Genomic DNA, 16801 nt, shown 5'->3' with positions numbered 1-16801 from the left:
CCCCTTCGGCGTGGACGCGGGCCCGGGGAGGTCAGCAGCCGGCCTCCGGGCCGGGGTCGACCAGGGCGGTCAGCAGACCTCCGAGTTCCTCGCGCTGTGCGGCGGTCAATGGGGCAAGGATGTCCTCTGCGGCCGCCCGGCGCGCGCTGCGCAGCTCCCGCAGCGTGGCGCGGCCCGCGTCGGTGAGCTCGATCCGCACCACCCGCCGGTTGTGCGGATCGGGCACCCTGCGCACCCGGTCGACGGCTTCGAGGCCGTCGACGAGACTGGTGACCGCGCGCGGTACGACCTCCAGCCGGGCGGCCAGGTCCGCCATCCGGGGCGGCTCCCCGAAGTACGCGACCGTGCGCAGCAGCCGTGACTGGGCGGGGGTGATGCCGACCGGCTCCAGGTGGCGCTTCTGGATGCGGTGCAGGCGCCGGGTGAGGCGCAGCAGCTGCTCGGCGAGGAGGCCGTCGGCGCCCTCGGTGTCGGGTTCCCCCGAACGGCCGGGTCCGGTCGGGACGGCGGAGGTGCTCATGCGGGAACAATATCAGGATCTTGTTCATTGTGAGTATAGGTAACAATGAGCTAAGCTCTCATCGACATAGCCGAACCCTCGAAGGAGCCCATGCGCCCCCACGACCAGTCCGACTGGACGCCCCCGCCGCGCGATCCCCGCCAGCCGAAGGAGCCCGCGCAGCTGCGGCGCATCCTGCGGCTCTTCCGCCCCTACCGTGCCCGCCTGCTGCTCGTCGGCCTCCTGGTCGGCGCCGCCTCGCTCGTCACGGTCGCCTCGCCGTTCCTGCTCAAGGAGATCCTGGACACCGCGATCCCCCAGGGCCGCACCGTGCTGCTCAGCCTGCTCGCCCTCGGTATGATCGCCACCGCCGTGCTGACCAGCGTCTTCGGCGTGCTCCAGACCCTGATCTCCACCACCGTCGGCCAGCGCGTCATGCACGACCTGCGCACCGGGGTCTACGAGCAGCTCCAGCGGATGCCCCTGGCGTTCTTCACCCGCACCCGGACCGGCGAGGTCCAGTCCCGCATCGCCAACGACATCGGCGGCATGCAGGCGACGGTCACCTCCACGGCCACCTCCCTCGTCTCCAACCTCACCGCCGTCGTCGCGACCGTCGCCGCGATGCTCGCCCTCGAATGGCGGCTCACCCTCGTCTCGCTGCTCCTGCTGCCGGTCTTCGTCTGGATCAGCCGCCGCGTGGGCAACGAGCGCAAGCGGATCACCACCCAGCGGCAGAAGCAGATGGCCGCCATGGCCGCCACCGTCACCGAGTCCCTCTCGGTCAGCGGCATCCTGCTCGGCCGCACCATGGGCCGCGCCGACTCGCTGACCAAGTCCTTCGCCGAGGAGTCCGAGCGCCTCGTCGACCTCGAAGTGCGCTCCTCCATGGCCGGACGGTGGCGGATGTCCACCATCGGCATCGTCATGGCCGCCATGCCCGCGCTCATCTACTGGGCCGCCGGCATCGCCCTCGGCGCCGGCGGGGCCGCGATCTCGCTCGGCACCCTCGTCGCCTTCGTCTCGCTCCAGCAGGGCCTCTTCCGGCCCGCCGTCAGCCTGCTCTCCACCGGGGTGCAGATGCAGACCTCCCTCGCGCTCTTCCAGCGCATCTTCGAGTACCTCGACCTGCCGGTCGACATCACCGAGCCCGACGAGCCGGTCCGGCTGCCGGTGATCCGCGGCGAGGTCGCCTTCGAGAAGGTCGAGTTCCGGTACGACCCCCAGGGCACCGGCCGCCCGACCCTGGACGCCGTCGACCTGACCGTCCCCGCCGGGGGCAGCCTGGCCGTCGTCGGCCCCACCGGCTCCGGCAAGTCCACCCTCAGCTACCTCGTGCCCCGGCTGTACGACGTCACCGGCGGCCGCGTCACCCTCGACGGGGTCGACGTGCGCGACCTGGACTTCGACACCCTCGCCCGGGCGGTCGGGGTGGTCTCCCAGGAGACCTACCTCTTCCACGCCTCCGTCGCCGACAACCTCCGCTTCGCCAAGCCGGACGCCACCGACGAGGAGATCGAGGCCGCCGCCCGCGCCGCCCAGATCCACGAGCACATCGCCTCGCTCCCCGAGGGGTACGACACCCTGGTCGGCGAGCGCGGCTACCGCTTCTCGGGCGGCGAGAAGCAGCGCCTGGCCATCGCCCGGACCATCCTGCGGGACCCGCCGGTGCTGATCCTCGACGAGGCGACGAGCGCCCTCGACACCCGTACGGAGCACGCCGTGCAGCAGGCCATCGACGCGCTGTCGGCCGGCCGCACCACCATCACCATCGCCCACCGGCTCTCCACCGTCCGCGACGCCGACCAGATCGTCGTCCTGGAGGCGGGCCGGATCGCCGAGCGCGGGACGCATGAGGAACTGCTCGCCCGGGACGGGCGGTACGCGGCCCTGGTCCGGCGGGACGCGCGGACCGCCGCGTCCGCCACCGAACAGGCGAACGTGGGAGCGGTTGTTCCCCAGAACGTGTGATCGTTCCCGGAATCGTTGCTCAACTCCCGTGCGGCGTCGGAAGATTGCGGTGCGCGATCGAAGGGCTGCAGACCGTGACCGCGCGGTCCCACTGAAGCATCAGTCCCACTGATGTACCTGTACGAGGAGAAGCACCACCATGAACGTCATCACCAACCTGCTCGCCGGCGTCGTCCACTTCCTGGGCTGGCTCGTCTGACGATCGCAGTGCCCGGCGCCGCCGGTTCCCCGTCCCAGGGGACCGGCGGCGCCGCCGTGTGCGCGGGCTCCCCGGATTCACGGACCCGGCGGGTTAGCGTGCGGCCATGACGTACCGGCCGCCGTCACCGTACGCACCCCCGCGCCGCCGCCCCCGGCTCACCCGGCGCGGCCGCCTGGCGCTCCTCGTCGGAGCCGCCCTCGCCGTGGCCGTCGCCATCGCCGTCCCGCTCCTCCTGACCCGCGGCGAACCGGCCGCCGAGAAGCCCCGCATGCTCCTCGTCCCCGAGGGCTGGCGCGCCGGCCAGGTCTACACGGCCGTCGACCGGATGCTCGGCCTTCCCGAGGGCACCGCGCGCAAGGCCGCGACGGCACCCGGCACCGCCCTCCCGCTGCCCGCCGCCGCCGGGGGCAACCCGGAGGGGTACCTCTTCCCGGCGACGTATCCCGTGCTCGACGCCACCACGCCGGACGCACTCCTGCGCTTCATGGTCGACACCGCGGGAAAGCGCTTCGGCGCCGCGCGGATCGCCGAAGGGGCACGGGCGCACGGCATGAGCGTCTACGAGACGGTGACCGCGGCCAGCATCGTCCAGGCCGAGGCCGACAACCCCGAGGACATGGCGAAGGTCGCCCGGGTCGTCCACAACCGGCTCGCCCGGGGCATGGCCCTCCAGATGGACTCCACCCTCAACTACGCGCTCGGCCGCAGCACCGTGGACACCTCGTACGAGGACACGCGGACGGCGAGCCCGTACAACACCTACGAACGCAAGGGCCTGCCGCCGACGCCGATCGGCAACCCGGGGGACGAGGCCCTGGACGCGGTGATCCGCCCCGCGGACGGCGACTGGCTCTACTTCGTCACGGTCGCCCCGGGCGACACCCGCTTCACCGCGGACTACGCGGCCCACCAGCAGAATGTCGCCGAGTTCAACGCGAACCGCAGCGCGGCGAAGAGCTGACCCCCGTCACACCGTGACGACGGCCGCCGGTGCCGCGGCCGGTCCGTGACGCAGCAGGCGCCGGATGTCGGAGACGGCCGCCCGCCCGGCCCGGTTGGCGCCGATCGTCGAGGCCGAGGGCCCGTAGCCGACGAGGTGGACGCGCTCGTCCCGTACGGCCCGCGTCCCCTCGACGCGGATGCCGCCGCCCGGCTCGCGCAGCCGCAGCGGGGCCAGGTGGTCGATCGCCGCCCGGAAGCCGGTCGCCCACAGGATCACGTCGACGTCGACGGACCGGCCGTCGTCCCAGGCCACACCCGTCGGGGTGATCCGGTCGAACATCGGCAGGCGGTCCAGGACACCCCGCGCGCGGGCCGCGCGGATGGCGTCGTTGAGGGGGAGCCCGGTGACGGAGACGACGCTCTGCGGCGGCAGCCCCCGCCGTACCCGCTCCTCCACGAGGGCGACCGCGGCCCGGCCCTCCATCTCCCCGAAGGGGCCTTCACGGAAGACCGGTTCGCGGCGGGTCACCCAGAACGTCTCGGCGGCGACGTCCGCGATCTCCATGAGGTGCTGCGTGCCGGAGGCCCCGCCGCCGACCACGAGCACCCGCTTCCCGGCGAACCCGGCGGGCCCCGGGTATCCGGCGGTGTGCAGCTGACGGCCCCGGAAGGTCTCCTGGCCCGGGTAGCGCGGCCAGAACGGCCGGTCCCAGGTGCCGGTGGCGTTGACGAGGGCGCGGGTGGCGTAGTCGCCCTCCGAGGTCTCGACGAGCAGCCGCCCGCCCTCGCCCTCGCGCACGGCGGTGACGTCGACGGGCCGGTGGACCCGCAGGTCGAAGGTCTGCTCGTAGCTGTCGAAGTAGCCGCCGATCACCTCCGACGAGGGACGCGCGGGGTCGGCGCCGGTCAGCTCCATCCCGGGCAGCGCGTGCATCCCGTGGACCTTGCCGTACGTCAGCGAGGGCCACCGGAACTGCCAGGCGCCGCCGGGCCGCGGGGCGTGATCGAGCACCACGAAGTCCCGGTCGGGCTCAAGCCCGGCCCGGCGCAGGTGAAAGGCGGCCGAGAGCCCGGCCTGCCCGGCCCCGATGACCACCACGTCCACCGAGCCGCCGCGCGCCCCGGACCCGACCTCTTCGACCCCGTAATCGTTCACGGTTCTACCAACCGAGGCGGGGGCGCGGATCTTCCCGCACCCCCGCCAGCGGCGGCCTACCGTCCGCCCGCCACAAGCAGCGGCGCACCGCCGGGCGCGGAGGCCGGACGGCCGTTCGCCGCCGGGACGCCGAGCAGCGGCGAGGGCACGGAATCCGGCAGCAGACCACGCGCCGCCAGCTCCGGGCGGACGCCCTCGCCGAACCAGTACGCCTCCTCCAGGTGCGGGTAGCCGGAGAGCACGAAGTGCTCCACGCCCAGGTCGTGGTACTCCTCGATCCGGTCGGCGACCTCCGCGTGACTGCCGACCAGCGCGGTGCCCGCACCACCCCGGACCAGGCCCACCCCCGCCCACAGGTTCGGCGCGATCTCCAGCTCGTCGCGGCCCAGCGAACCGCCCCGGTGCAGCGCCAGCATCCGCTGCTGGCCGACCGACTCGCTGCGGCCCAGCACGCGCTGCGCGGCGGCGACCGTCTCGGCGTCGAGATCGGACAGCAGCCGGTCGGCCGTCGCCCAGGCCTCGCGCGCCGAGTCGCGGGAGATCGTGTGCAGCCGGACGCCGAAGCGGACGGTCCTGCCGCGCTCCTCCGCGAGCCCCCGGATCCAGTCGATCTTCTCCTTCACCTGCCAGGGCGGCTCGCCCCAGGTCAGATAGACGTCCGCGTGCTCCGCCGCCACCGGCCCGGCCGCCGCCGACGAGCCGCCGAAGAAGATCTCGGGCAGCGGGTCCGGCGGCAGCGCCGTGAGCCCGCCCTCGATCCGGAAGTGCTCGCCCTCGTGGTCGAACGGGCGGCCGCCCCACACCCCGCGCACCACCGACAGGAACTCGGACGTGCGCGCGTACCGCAGGTCGTGGTCCAGGTGGTCGCCGAAGCGGCGCTGCTCGGCCGAATCGCCCCCGGTCACGACGTTGAGGAGGAGACGGCCCCGGGTGATCCGCTGGTACGTGGACGCCATCTGCGCCGCGAGCACCGGGGAGATCACCCCCGGCCGGAACGCCACCAGGAACTTGAGCCGCTCGGTGTGCTGGGCGAGCGCGACCGTCGTCAGCCAGGCGTCCTCGCACCAGGTCCCGGTCGGGGTCAGCACGGCTTCGAAGCCCAGCTGTTCGGCCGCCTTGGCGATCTGCGTCAGATAGTCGATGTCGGGCGCGCGCACCCCGGACACGGCCCGGTCGCGGGTGATCCCGCCGTCCGTGTAGGCGTGCCGGTCGACGAGGGTCCGGCCGTCGCCGCCGGTCGGCAGGAACCAGTGCAGATGGACGGTCATGAGGAGGCCTTTCCGTAGCTGCGCGCCGGAGTGGTCGACGGCGGCAGGTCCTTGTTGAAGCGGGTGTCGACGAAGTCGGCGAAGCGGATGGTGCGGGGGACGAGCCCCAGGGCGGCGAAGGTGTCGGCGATCTTCTGCTCGGAGGCGACGGCCGCGTCGTCGAGGGCGACCGGGATGCGGGTGCCGTTGCTGCGCTTCACGGCGGCGAGCGCCACCTCGTACGGCAGTCCGGTCTCCTTCGCCCAGACCTTCGCCCACTCCTCGGGGTGGTCGAACACCCAGCCCTGGGCGCGCCGGAGCCGCTCGACGAAGTCGCCGACGGCCTTCGCCTTCGCCGGGTCGGCGAGCGCCGAAGGGGAGGCGACCTGGAAGCCGAGGCCGTTGACGAGCCCGCGTCCGTCGGTGAGGACGCGGCCCTTGCCGCTCAGCAGGACCTGGGAGGTGTACGGGTCCCAGGCCGCCCAGGCGTCCACCTTGCCGCTGGTGAACGCGGCCAGGGCGTCCGCCGGCTGGAGCAGGGTCACCCGGACGTCGGCCGGCTTCAGGCCGGCCTTCGCGAGCGAGGCGACCAGCTGGAAGTGGGCGGAGCTCCCCTGGGCGACGGCGACCTTCCGCCCCTTCAGGTCGCCCACGGTCCGCACCGGCGAGTCCGGGGCGACGAGGATGGCCTCCCCGGCGGAGTCGCCGTGGGTCGCCGAGACGACGGTGATCTTCGATCCGGCGGCCGCGGCGAAGACGGGCGGGGTGTTGCCGACGGAACCGATGTCGACGGCCTTGGCGTTGACCGCTTCGAGCAGCGGCGGACCGGAGGTGAACGTCGACCAGGCGATCCGGTACGGAAGGTCGTCCAGTTCACCGGCGGCCCGCAGCAGGGCCTCGGCGCCGCCCTTCTGGTCGCCGACGTTCAGGACCAGGGAGCCCTTGCCGTCGGTGTTCGACGCCTGGCCGGCGGCGGAGACGCCGGAGCAGGCCGAGGCGAGGAGCGCGAGCGGGAGCAGCAGGGCGGCGGCGGACAGCCGGAGGCGTTTCACGGAGAGGTCTCCTCGGAGCAGGTGGGGGCGCATGATTCAGGCCGCCTTCTCGGCGAACTCGCCTTCGGCGACGCCCAGTTCGGCGAGCAGGCGGGTACGGAGCGCGGCGAGCGCGGGATCGCCGGGGGAGCGGGGCCGATCGAGGTCGACCGCCGTGTCGTACGCGATGACGCCGTCCCGCATCACGAGCACCCGGTCCGCGAGCAGCAGCGCCTCGTCGACGTCGTGGGTGACGAGCAGGACGGTGCACCCACGCCGCCGCCACAACTCGGCCACCAGGCGCTGGGCCTTGATCCGGGTCAGCGCGTCCAGCGCGCCGAACGGCTCGTCGAGCAGCAGCAGGTCCGGGTCCCGTACCAAGGCCCGGGCGAGGGAGGCGCGTTGGGCCTCGCCGCCGGAGAGGGTCTTAGGCCAGGCGCCCGACCGGTGGCTGAGACCGACCTCCTCAAGGGCCCGCTCCGCCACCGCCCGGCCGGGCTTCCCCGGCAGTCCGAGCAGGACGTTGCGCCAGACCCGCTTCCACGGCATGAGCCGGGGCGCCTGGAAGGCGACGGCCCGGCGGCGCGGGACGAGGACCGTGCCGGAGATCTCCCGGTCGAGACCGGCGAGGACCCGCAGGAGGGTGGACTTGCCGCAGCCGCTGTGGCCGAGCAGGGCGGTGAACTGCCCTGCGGCCAGGGTCAGATCGAGTCCGTCGACGACCGGACGCCCGTCGAAGGAGCGGGTGAGACCGCGGACGGTCACTGCCCGGTGAAGGTCGGTCGCCATTGCAGCAGCAGCCTTTCGAGAGTGCGGACGAGGGCGTCGGCGAGCAGGCCGAGGAAGGCGTACACGACCAGGCAGACGACGATCACGTCGGTGCGGAAGAACTCCCGCGCCTGGTTCATGAGGAAGCCGATGCCGGCGTCGGCGTTGATGGACTCGCCGAAGACCAGCGCCAGCCACGCCGTGGCGAGGGAGTAGCGCAGTCCGGTCATGGCGCCGGGGAGCGCGCCGGGCAGCACGACGTGCCGGACGAGACCCCGACGCCCGAGCCCCAGGGACCGCCCCGCTTCCACGAGTTGGGCGTCGACGCCGCGGATTCCGGCGTACACGTTCAGATAGAGGTGGAAGGCGACGCCGAGCGCGATGAGGGCCACCTTGGGCGCCTCGCCGATGCCCAGCCAGATGATGAGGAGCGGGATCAGGCCGACCCAGGGCACGGTGCGCAGCATCTGCACCGGGGCGTCCACGAGGTCCTCGCCGAGCCGGGAGAGTCCCGAGAGCAGGGCGAGCGCGATCCCGACGACCCCGCCGATGAGCAGTCCGGCCGCGACGCGCCGCAGGGAGACGCCCATGGCGGTGGGCAGGGTCCCGTCCCCGATCAGCTCCGCGCCGGCCCGGGCGATCGTCCCCGGCGAGGCCAGGGCATCGGCCGGCAGGACTCCCGTCGCGCTGAGGGTCTGCCAGAGGGCGAGGAGGAGGACGGGGCCCACGGTGCGGCGCAGCCAGCGGGGAACGGTGAGGCCGCGGCCGGCGCCCCGATCGGGGGTGAGCGCCTCGACATCCGGCAAAGGCGATATGTCGGGCGGGGAGTGGGGTGGGGCGTGGTCGACGGTCATGGCGGAACTCCGGGGATGCGGGACGGGGAGGGCGGGCGGGTACGCGTCGTGGACCGTCGGCGGCGCGGGGGCGGGTCCGGGTGCACGGCGGTCGGAGCGTGGGAAGGGGTACGCCGACGGCAGGCGCCCGTGGATGCGGACGCACGGCGTCAGGGAGGCGAAGAGCCCGGAGGAGGCGGGGGTGCGCCGAGGAGGCGGAGGTGCCTCAGCGAGGCGCGAGCGCCTCGGGAGGATGAGGGGGCGTCAGCGGCCGCGGCGACACGCGGCGGAGGCCACCCGCAGCAGGTCGATGTGACCGCGCGTGGTGAGCAGGGCTGTACGCAACATGGCCGCGAAGGTAGCGGTGGCCGCGTGACAGGTCAACGGCGTCTCGGAGCGTGGACGGGCGCGCGCGGCGGGAGGGAGGTGCGGGGAGCGCAAGAAGAAGGCATGGACGTGACCTTGGCCGGATTCCGTCTTGCCTCCCGATCGGACCCCCCACTTTCGCTGCTCGGTAAGGTTAGGCTAACCTCTGCGGCGTGCAAGCAGGTGAAGAGACCGCCGCGACTCTCCGTCCCCCCGGTCATGAACTCTCGGCCACGGGCGTCACCGTGGCGTACGAAGGCGTCGACGTCGTCCACGACGCCGCCATGACACTGCGCCCCGGCGAAGTGACCGTCCTGGTCGGACCGAACGGCAGCGGCAAGTCGACGCTGCTGCGCACCCTCGCACGGCTCCAGCAGCCGCGTACCGCCACGCTCGTCCTCGACGGCGCCACCGACTGCCTCGCGCTGAGCCCCCGTGAGTTCTCGCGCCACGTCGCCCTGCTCACCCAGGGACGCCCCACCCCCAGCGGCCTGACCGTTCGGGACCTGGTCGAATTCGGCCGCTACCCCTACCGGGGCCGCTGGGGCAAGGCAGACCCGGAAGGGCCGGCCGCCGTCGACCGCGCGCTCGCCCTCACCGGCGTCACCGAACTCGCGGGACGCGGCGCCGAGCACCTCTCCGGCGGCCAGCTCCAGCGCGTCTGGCTGGCCGGCTGCCTCGCGCAGCAGACGGGCGTACTGCTGCTCGACGAACCGACCACCTACCTCGACCTGCGCTACCAGGTCGAACTCCTCGACCTCATGCGTGACCTGGCGGACGACCACGGCATCGCCGTCGGCGCCGTCCTCCACGACCTCGACCAGGCGGCCGCCGTCGCCGACCGGATCGTCCTGCTCGACACGGGACGCGTCGTCGCCGACGGCAGCCCCTCCGACGTCCTCACACCGGAGCGGCTGACCGACACGTACGGCATCCGCATCGAGGTCGACACCGATCCCCTCACCGGCCGGCTGCGCACCCGTGCGATGGGCCGGCACCACTCGCGAAGCGAAAGGCTCAGCACCACCTCATGAGACGCCTCCTCCTCACCACGGCGGCCGCCACCACCGCCGCCCTCGCCCTCACCGCCTGCGGCACCACCGAGCCCGCCGCCGACGACGCGAAGAAGAGCACCGAGCGCATCACCCTCACCGATGCCACGGGCACCAAGGTCGAGCTCGACGGCCCCGCCAAGAAGGTCGTCGGCACCGAGTGGAACGTCGTCGAGCACCTCATCGAGCTCGGTGTCGACCCGGTGGGCGTCTCCGACGTCAAGGGCTACAAGACCTGGGACACGGCCGTTCCGCTGAAGAACGAGCCCAAGGACATCGGCACCCGCGGCGAGCCGAGCATGGACACCGTCGCGGCCCTCAAGCCCGACCTCATCCTCGCCACCTCCGACCTGCCGCCGGCCGCCGTCAAGCAGCTGCGCAAGATCGCCCCGGTGCTCGAGGTGAAGGCCGCCGACGCCGCCGACCCGATCGGCCGGATGACGCAGAACCTCGACCTGATCGCCAAGGCCACCGGCACCACGGACAAGGCCGCCGCGCTCAAGAAGCAGTTCGAGGCCAAGCTGGCGGAAGGCGCCAAGGCGCTCGCCGACGCGAAGCTCGCCGGTGCGAAGTACGCCTTCGCCGACGGCTACGTCGTCTCCAACCAGGTCTCGATCCGCCCCTACACCAGCGGTTCGCTGATCGGCGCGGTCAACGAGAAGCTCGGCCTGAAGAACGCCTGGACCGTCAAGGGCGACCCCGCCTACGGCCTCGGCGCCACCGACGTCGAAGGCCTCACCAAGCTCGGTGACGTCCAGTTCGCCTACATCGGCAACGACGGCGACGCCTCCAGCAACCCGTTCGCCGGCGTCCTCGCCAAGGACAAGGTGTGGACCTCCCTGCCGTTCGTCAAGAAGGGCGACGTCCACCGACTGCCCGACGGCGTCTGGATGTTCGGCGGCCCCGGCTCCATGAGCAAGTACGTCGACTCCGTCGTCGCCGCCCTGACGAAGTAGCACCATGGCCGTCACCGCAACCACCCCCGCCACCCGTCCGCCGGCGGCCACGTCCCGGACGGGCGCGGCCCCGGTGACGGCCGCTCTCCTCCTTCTCGTCGCCGCCCTCGCGATCGTGGACCTCACCCAGGGCACGGCCGCGGTCGGCGCCCCCGAGGTGTGGAAGGCACTCACCGGCCGGGCCGACCCGGCCGACGCGTCCGTCGTCATCGCCTCCCGGCTGCCCCGAGCGGCCGCGGGGCTGCTCGTCGGCGCCGTCCTCGGCATGGCGGGCGCCGCCCTGCAGGCCGTCAGCCGCAACGTCCTCGCCTCGCCCGACACCCTCGCGGTCAACGCGGGCTCCTACTTCGCGCTCAGCGTGGTCACCGTCACCGGTGTCTCGCTGCCCCTGATCGCCTCCTCGGGCGTCGCCTTCATCGGCGGCCTCGCCGCGGCCGCCGTCGTCCTCGGCCTCTCCGGCCTCGGCACCGGCACCGTCCGGCTCGTCCTCGCGGGCAGCGCCCTCACCCTCGGCCTCACCGCGCTCACCGAGGGCCTGCTCCTGCTGTTCCCCCTGCAGACCGACGGCATCCGCCACTGGAACCAGGGCAGCATCGCCCAGAACGGCTTCGACGGCGTCCTCCAGATGCTGCCGATCGCCGTCGCCGGACTCGTCGGACTGCTGCTCCTCGCCCGCCGGATCGACGCCCTCGCCCTCGGCGACGACGCCGCCCGCGGCCTCGGCGTCCCCGTCCGCGCCACCCGGCTGACCGCCGTCGTCCTCGCCGCGCTGCTCTCCACGGCCGCGGTCACCCTCGCCGGCCCCATCGGCTTCGTCGGCCTGTGCGCGCCCGCGCTCGTCCGGCCGCTCGCCCGCAGGTTCCGCGGCTTCACCCGGACCCGGGGCGGCCTGCCCGTCGCGGGCCTCGTCGGCGCGGCCCTGGTACTCGGCTCCGACGTCGTCCTGCGCGTCCTCGTCCCTTCGGACGTGGCCGTCGCCGTCCCGACCGGGGTCGTCACCAGCCTCGTCGGCGCGCTCTTCCTCGTCGTCATGGCGACCCGGTCCCGCGACACCGCGGCGGCCGACGCGCCCGACCGGCTGCGGATCCGCGGCCGGGGCGTCTTCCTCGCCACCACCGCCGCCCTGGTCGTCGTCCTGGTCGGCGTGGTCGTCGCGGCCCTGCTCCTCGGCGACGCCAAGCTGCTGCTCGGCGACGTCCTGAACTGGGCCCAGGGCAAGGCGGGCCGGACCACCGCGTTCGTCCTGGAGACGCGCGTCCCCCGCGTCCTCGCCGCCCTGCTCGCGGGCTCCGCGCTCGCCCTGGCCGGCACCCTCGTCCAGGCCGTGACCCGCAACCCGCTCGCCGAACCCGGCATCCTGGGCGTCTCCAACGGAGCCGCGCTCGGCGCGGTCCTGCTCGTCACCACCGTGCCGGCCGCCGGATCGTGGGGCGTGGCCGGCGCCGCCTTCGCCGGCGCCGCCGTCAGCTCCGTCCTCGTCTTCGGCCTCGCCGCGAAGGGCGGCTTCCGGCAGAACAGGCTCGTCCTCGTCGGCTTCGGCGTCGCCACCGGGGCATCGGCCCTGATCAGCCTGCTGGTGATCCTCACCGACCCGTTCAACGCGATCAAGGCGCTGACCTGGCTCTCGGGCTCCACGTACGGGCGGACCCTGCCCGACGTCGTGCCGCTGGCCGCGGTCCTCACCGTGGGCGTGGTCGTCGCGGCCGCCCGGCGCACCGAACTCGACCTGGTGTCACTCGACGAGGACACCCCGCGCCTCCTCGGCCTCCACCTGGGCCGCGGCCGCCTGGGCTTCCTCGCCCTCGCCGTCCTGCTCAGCGCCACCGCCGTCGCCGCCGCCGGCACCATCGGCTTCGTCGGCCTCGTCGCCCCGCACGCGGCCCGCGCCCTCGTCGGCCGGCAGCACGCGCGCGTGGTGCCCGTCGCGGTGCTCCTCGGCGCCGTCCTGGTGTGCACCGCCGACCTCGTCGGCCGCACGGTGATCGCCCCGGCCCAGCTCGGCGCGGGCGTGATGACCGCGATCGTCGGCACCCCGTACTTCCTGTACCTGCTGGTACGGACGCGGCGCTAGAGCTGTCCGGCGGATCAGGGTCGGACGGGCCCAGCCGGGTGTCTCGGCCGTCGGGCCGGAGGGCGGACGACCTAAGCTGCCCTCCGGCAGAGGACCCGACCCAGGAGCACTCACGATGACCGACCGCGAACGGCAGCACCCGTACCCCGACGCCCTCCGGCCGGACGCCGCACCCGCGCCGCACGAGCTGCTCGCGCCGGTGACCGGGCTGCTCGGCACCTGGACCGGTACGGGACGGGGCGAGTACCCGACGCTCGCCGAGGACTTCACGTACGCCCAGGAGGTCACCTTCAGCCACGACGGCCGGCCCTTCCTGCACTACGAGGCGCGCGCCTGGCTGACCGGCGCCGACGGCGCCCCGCTGCGCCCGGCGGCCCGTGAGAGCGGCTGGTGGCGGCTCAAGCCGGAGGGGCTGATCGAGGCGCTGATCACCCAGCCCACCGGGATCGCCGAGATCATGGTCGGCCGGGTGGAGGACGGCGCGGTCGACCTCACCACCCACACGGTCGCGCTGGCCCCCACGGCCAAGCACGTCGAGGCCACCCGCCGCCGCTACACCCTGACGGACGGCGACACCCTCGACTTCGTCCACGACCTGGCGGCCGTCGGACAGCGGCTGCAGCACCACCTTTCGGCACGACTGCGACGCGAGGACGGGAAGTAGCACCATGCGGAACGCGAGCGAGGACGACCCGTACCTGTGGCTGGAGGACATCTCGGGCGAGGCCGCGCTCGCATGGGTGGCCGAGCGGAACGCCGAGACGGCCGGGGCGGTGACCGCGGACGACGGCTTCGGTCCGCTGAAGGCCCGGCTGCGGGAGGTGCTCGACGCCTCCGACCGCATTCCCTACACCGTGCGGCGCGGCGCGTACCTCTACAACTTCTGGCGTGACGCCGGGCATGTGCGCGGGCTGTGGCGGCGCACGACCCTGGAGTCGTACCGGCAGGACGAGCCCGACTGGGAGGTGCTGCTCGACGTCGACGCGCTGGCCGAGGCCGAGGGCGAGAAGTGGGTCTGGGACGGGGCGAACGTCCGCCGCCCGGACTTCGACCGCGCCCTCGTCCGGCTCTCGCGCGACGGCGGGGACGCCGTCGTGGTGCGCGAATTCGACCTCGGGACCCGGGAGTTCGTCGCCGACGGCTTCCGGCTGCCCGAGGCGAAGACCCGGATCGGCTGGGCCGGACCCGACACCGTCCTCGTCGGGACGGACCTGGGACCGGACTCGCTGACCGACTCCGGCTATCCGCGCACCGTGCGCCGCTGGCGGCGCGGGACACCCGTCGAGGCGTCCGAGCTCGTCTACGAGGGCGAGCGGGCGGACGTCGCCGCCTGGGGCTACCGGGACTCCACGCCCGGCTTCGAGCGGGAGTTCGTCGGGCGCTCGCCGGACTTCTTCCGGAGCGAGACCCACCTGCTGCGGCCCGACGGCACCCGCGTACGGATCGACGTACCGGACGACGCCGACGCCTACGCCCACCGGCAGTACCTGATCGTCACCCTGAAGTCCCCCTGGCTCGGGCAGCCGACCGGCTCCCTCCTCGCCTTCGGCTTCGACGCCTTCCTGGCCGGCGACCGCACACCCGAGGTGCTGTTCACCCCCGACGCGCGGACCGCCCTCGCCGGGCACACCTGGACCCGCAACCACCTCATCCTGGAGACCATGCGGGACGTCAGCACCCGGATCGAGGTGCTCACGCCCGCCGCCGAGGGCGGCTGGACCCGGGAGCCGCTCGTCGGGGTCCCCGAACTCTCCGCCGTCAGCGTCGTCGACACCGACCCGGACGAGTCCGACGAGTACTTCCTCGACGTGTCCGGGTTCCTCCAGCCCTCCACCCTCCACCTCGGCCGGATCGGCGCCGGGACCGAGGTGCTCAAGCAGGCCCCGCACCGCTTCGACACCACCGGCCTCACCGTCGGGCAGCACTTCGCGACCTCCGCCGACGGCACCCGCGTGCCGTACTTCGTCATCGGCCCCGACCGCACCACCACGCCCGGCCCGGGCCCCGCGCTGCTCTACGGCTACGGCGGGTTCGAGGTGTCCCTCACCCCGTCGTACGCGGCGGTGACCGGCCGCGCGTGGCTGGAGCGCGGCGGCACCTACGTCATCGCGAACATCCGCGGCGGCGGCGAGTACGGCCCCGACTGGCACCAGGCCGCGCTCGGCGCCGAACGCCCCCGGGCCTTCGAGGACTTCGCCGCCGTCGCGAAGGACCTCGTCGCGCGCGGCATCACCACCCCCGCCATGCTGGGCGCGAAGGGCGGCAGCAACGGCGGACTCCTCATGGGCGCGATGCTCACCCGCCACCCGGAGCTGTTCGGCGCGATCGTCGCCCAGGTGCCGCTGCTCGACATGACCCGCTTCCACAAGCTGCTCGCGGGCGCCTCCTGGATCGCCGAGTACGGCGACCCGGACGACCCCGCCGACCGCCCCCACCTCGCCGCGATCTCCCCGTACCACCTGCTGGCGGCGGACCGGCCCTATCCGCCGGTCCTCCTCATGACGTCGACCCGCGACGATCGCGTCCACCCCGGACACGCCCGGAAGACGGCCGCCCGGCTGCGGGAACTCGGCCACCGGGTGCTCTTCTACGAGAACACCGGCGGGGGCCACGCGGGCGCCGGAGACAACGAACAGGCCGCCCACAACAGCGCGCTCGTCCACACCTATCTGTGGCAGCAGCTCGCGGCCCCCGGGTCGCCGACCGTCCCCGGCCCGCTCACAGCCAGCCCGAGCGCTGTGCCTGCAGCGCCATCTGGAACCGGCTTGTAGCACCCAGGCGGGCCATCAGGACCTGCACGCGGCGGAAGAGCGTCCGACGGCTGACCCCGAGCTCCCGGGCGATCACCTCGTCGCCCGCCCCCGCCGCGAGCAGCCGCAGCAGCCGGCGGTCGGCGGGCAGCAGCCCCGCCGGCCGCGCCGAACGGCCGTGGAACGGCAGCGCGTTCTGCCAGGCCTGTTCGAACAGCGCCACCAGCGCGGACAGCAGCCCGCACGGCTGCACGACCAGCATCGTGTTGTACACGTCGGTCTCCCTGATCGACAGGGCGACCAGCGCGTACGCGTCGTCGATGATCACCAGCTTGACCGGCACCGACGGCAGCACCCGCGCCTGCTCCCCGGCCTCGATGCAGGGCTCGATGGAGTTCTCCAGCTGCCCCGGGTGCTCCAGCGACTCCCGCGAGTAGACGACCCGCTGCGTCACCCCGCGCGCCAGCGTCGCCAGCGCGTCCTCCGTGGCGCCGTCCAGCGGGAAGTACGGCGGTGAGTCCAGCTGCCGGATCTGCTCCCGGGCGCTCGTCCACGCCTGGCGCATCCGGAGCCCGATGGCGTCCCCCGTGACGACCTCCACCAGCGGGTCCTGGTATCCGGTGAGCCGCTGCCGGCGGAACGCGTCGAACGCGCCGCCGACGGTGATCCGGGACTCGTCGAGCTCGGCGGCCCGCCGCCGCCCGAGGATCTCCAGGCCGGCGGCCGGCGGCACCGGCGCCACCGTGTCCCGCCCCGCCTCGGCGGCGCTCGCGAGCCCCGAAGCGACCAGCTCCCCGTACGCGGCCGCCAGCTCGGCCCCCGCCAAACCGGCCGCCGCGCCGACATCGGCCAGCGGCGCGGGCCCGAGCTCCAGGAGCGAGCGGTAGACCCGCACCGCCTCCGGGCCGATGCCCAGGAGTCGCAGGGCCTCGCCGAGTCTCTCGTTCGCCATGCGTC

General features: G+C 73.6%; 14 protein-coding genes. 7 read left to right on the top strand and 7 right to left on the bottom strand.

Translation table 11 applies throughout. The features are described 5' to 3' along the window. Positions 1-31: 31 nt before the first annotated feature. Entirely contained in the window at positions 32-520 is a 489-nt protein-coding gene (locus tag DEJ43_RS03815) for a MarR family winged helix-turn-helix transcriptional regulator (RefSeq protein ID WP_015031992.1), read from the bottom strand. 90 nt (positions 521-610) lie between these two features. Here DEJ43_RS03815 and DEJ43_RS03810 point away from each other — a divergent pair, with 90 nt between their 5' ends. Then, positions 611-2470 carry an ABC transporter ATP-binding protein gene (locus tag DEJ43_RS03810; RefSeq protein WP_015031991.1) on the top strand — a complete coding sequence of 620 codons (1860 nt, stop codon included), beginning with the start codon at positions 611-613 and terminating at the stop codon, positions 2468-2470. Between the two features lie 305 nt (positions 2471-2775). Further along, the gene (gene mltG, locus DEJ43_RS03805; RefSeq protein ID WP_071891131.1) at positions 2776-3633 is read left to right on the top strand and encodes an endolytic transglycosylase MltG; all 858 of its coding nucleotides are present in this window, start codon (positions 2776-2778) and stop codon (positions 3631-3633) included. 6 nt (positions 3634-3639) lie between these two features. On the opposite strand, the gene DEJ43_RS03800 is transcribed toward mltG, so the two are convergent. The 5 genes from DEJ43_RS03800 to DEJ43_RS03780 are packed head-to-tail and all read right to left on the bottom strand — an operon-like array spanning position 3640 to position 8670. Next, positions 3640-4770: an NAD(P)-binding domain-containing protein gene (locus DEJ43_RS03800; protein ID WP_078508599.1), complete on the bottom strand. Its 1131-nt coding sequence runs from the start codon at positions 4768-4770 to the stop codon at positions 3640-3642. Between the two features lie 56 nt (positions 4771-4826). After that, a complete protein-coding gene (locus DEJ43_RS03795; RefSeq protein WP_015031988.1) occupies positions 4827-6038 on the bottom strand; it encodes an LLM class flavin-dependent oxidoreductase in 1212 nt (403 codons plus the stop codon). Continuing rightward, positions 6035-7102, bottom strand: coding sequence for an ABC transporter substrate-binding protein (locus DEJ43_RS03790; protein ID WP_071891128.1), 1068 nt, complete (start codon positions 7100-7102; stop codon positions 6035-6037). The genes DEJ43_RS03795 and DEJ43_RS03790 overlap by 4 nt, the downstream gene beginning before the upstream one ends. Before the next feature lie 3 nt (positions 7103-7105). Then, complete coding sequence (locus DEJ43_RS03785) at positions 7106-7837, bottom strand: ABC transporter ATP-binding protein (RefSeq protein WP_041662061.1); 732 nt, start codon at positions 7835-7837, stop codon at positions 7106-7108. Further along, entirely contained in the window at positions 7810-8670 is an 861-nt protein-coding gene (locus tag DEJ43_RS03780) for an ABC transporter permease (protein WP_015031985.1), read from the bottom strand. The genes DEJ43_RS03785 and DEJ43_RS03780 overlap by 28 nt, the downstream gene beginning before the upstream one ends. 518 nt (positions 8671-9188) lie before the next feature. Between DEJ43_RS03780 and DEJ43_RS03775 the strand changes: the two genes are divergently transcribed. The 5 genes from DEJ43_RS03775 (at position 9189) to DEJ43_RS03755 (ending at position 15865) form a co-directional block, all read left to right on the top strand. Continuing rightward, a complete protein-coding gene (locus tag DEJ43_RS03775) occupies positions 9189-10049 on the top strand; it encodes an ABC transporter ATP-binding protein (protein ID WP_015031984.1) in 861 nt (286 codons plus the stop codon). Continuing rightward, positions 10046-11023 (top strand): iron-siderophore ABC transporter substrate-binding protein, encoded by a 978-nt coding sequence (locus tag DEJ43_RS03770; RefSeq protein WP_015031983.1) that lies wholly within the window; start codon positions 10046-10048, stop codon positions 11021-11023. Before DEJ43_RS03775 ends, DEJ43_RS03770 begins: the two co-directional genes overlap by 4 nt. A gap of 4 nt (positions 11024-11027) precedes the next feature. Next, entirely contained in the window at positions 11028-13094 is a 2067-nt protein-coding gene (locus tag DEJ43_RS03765) for an iron ABC transporter permease (protein WP_015031982.1), read from the top strand. Positions 13095-13209: 115 nt separating this feature from the next. Further along, entirely contained in the window at positions 13210-13758 is a 549-nt protein-coding gene (locus DEJ43_RS03760) for a nitrobindin family protein (RefSeq protein WP_015031981.1), read from the top strand. Between the two features lie 4 nt (positions 13759-13762). Next, the gene (locus DEJ43_RS03755) at positions 13763-15865 is read left to right on the top strand and encodes a prolyl oligopeptidase family serine peptidase (RefSeq protein WP_015031980.1); all 2103 of its coding nucleotides are present in this window, start codon (positions 13763-13765) and stop codon (positions 15863-15865) included. Here the strand turns inward: DEJ43_RS03755 and DEJ43_RS03750 are convergent. Then, positions 15813-16796, bottom strand: coding sequence for a helix-turn-helix domain-containing protein (locus DEJ43_RS03750; RefSeq protein WP_015031979.1), 984 nt, complete (start codon positions 16794-16796; stop codon positions 15813-15815). The genes DEJ43_RS03755 and DEJ43_RS03750 overlap by 53 nt on opposite strands. Between the last annotated feature and the right edge of the window lie 5 nt (positions 16797-16801).

Source organism: Streptomyces venezuelae ATCC 10712 (assembly GCF_008639165.1).
GTDB lineage: Bacteria > Actinomycetota > Actinomycetes > Streptomycetales > Streptomycetaceae > Streptomyces > Streptomyces venezuelae.
This window is presented reverse-complemented; position numbering and strand designations above follow the sequence as displayed.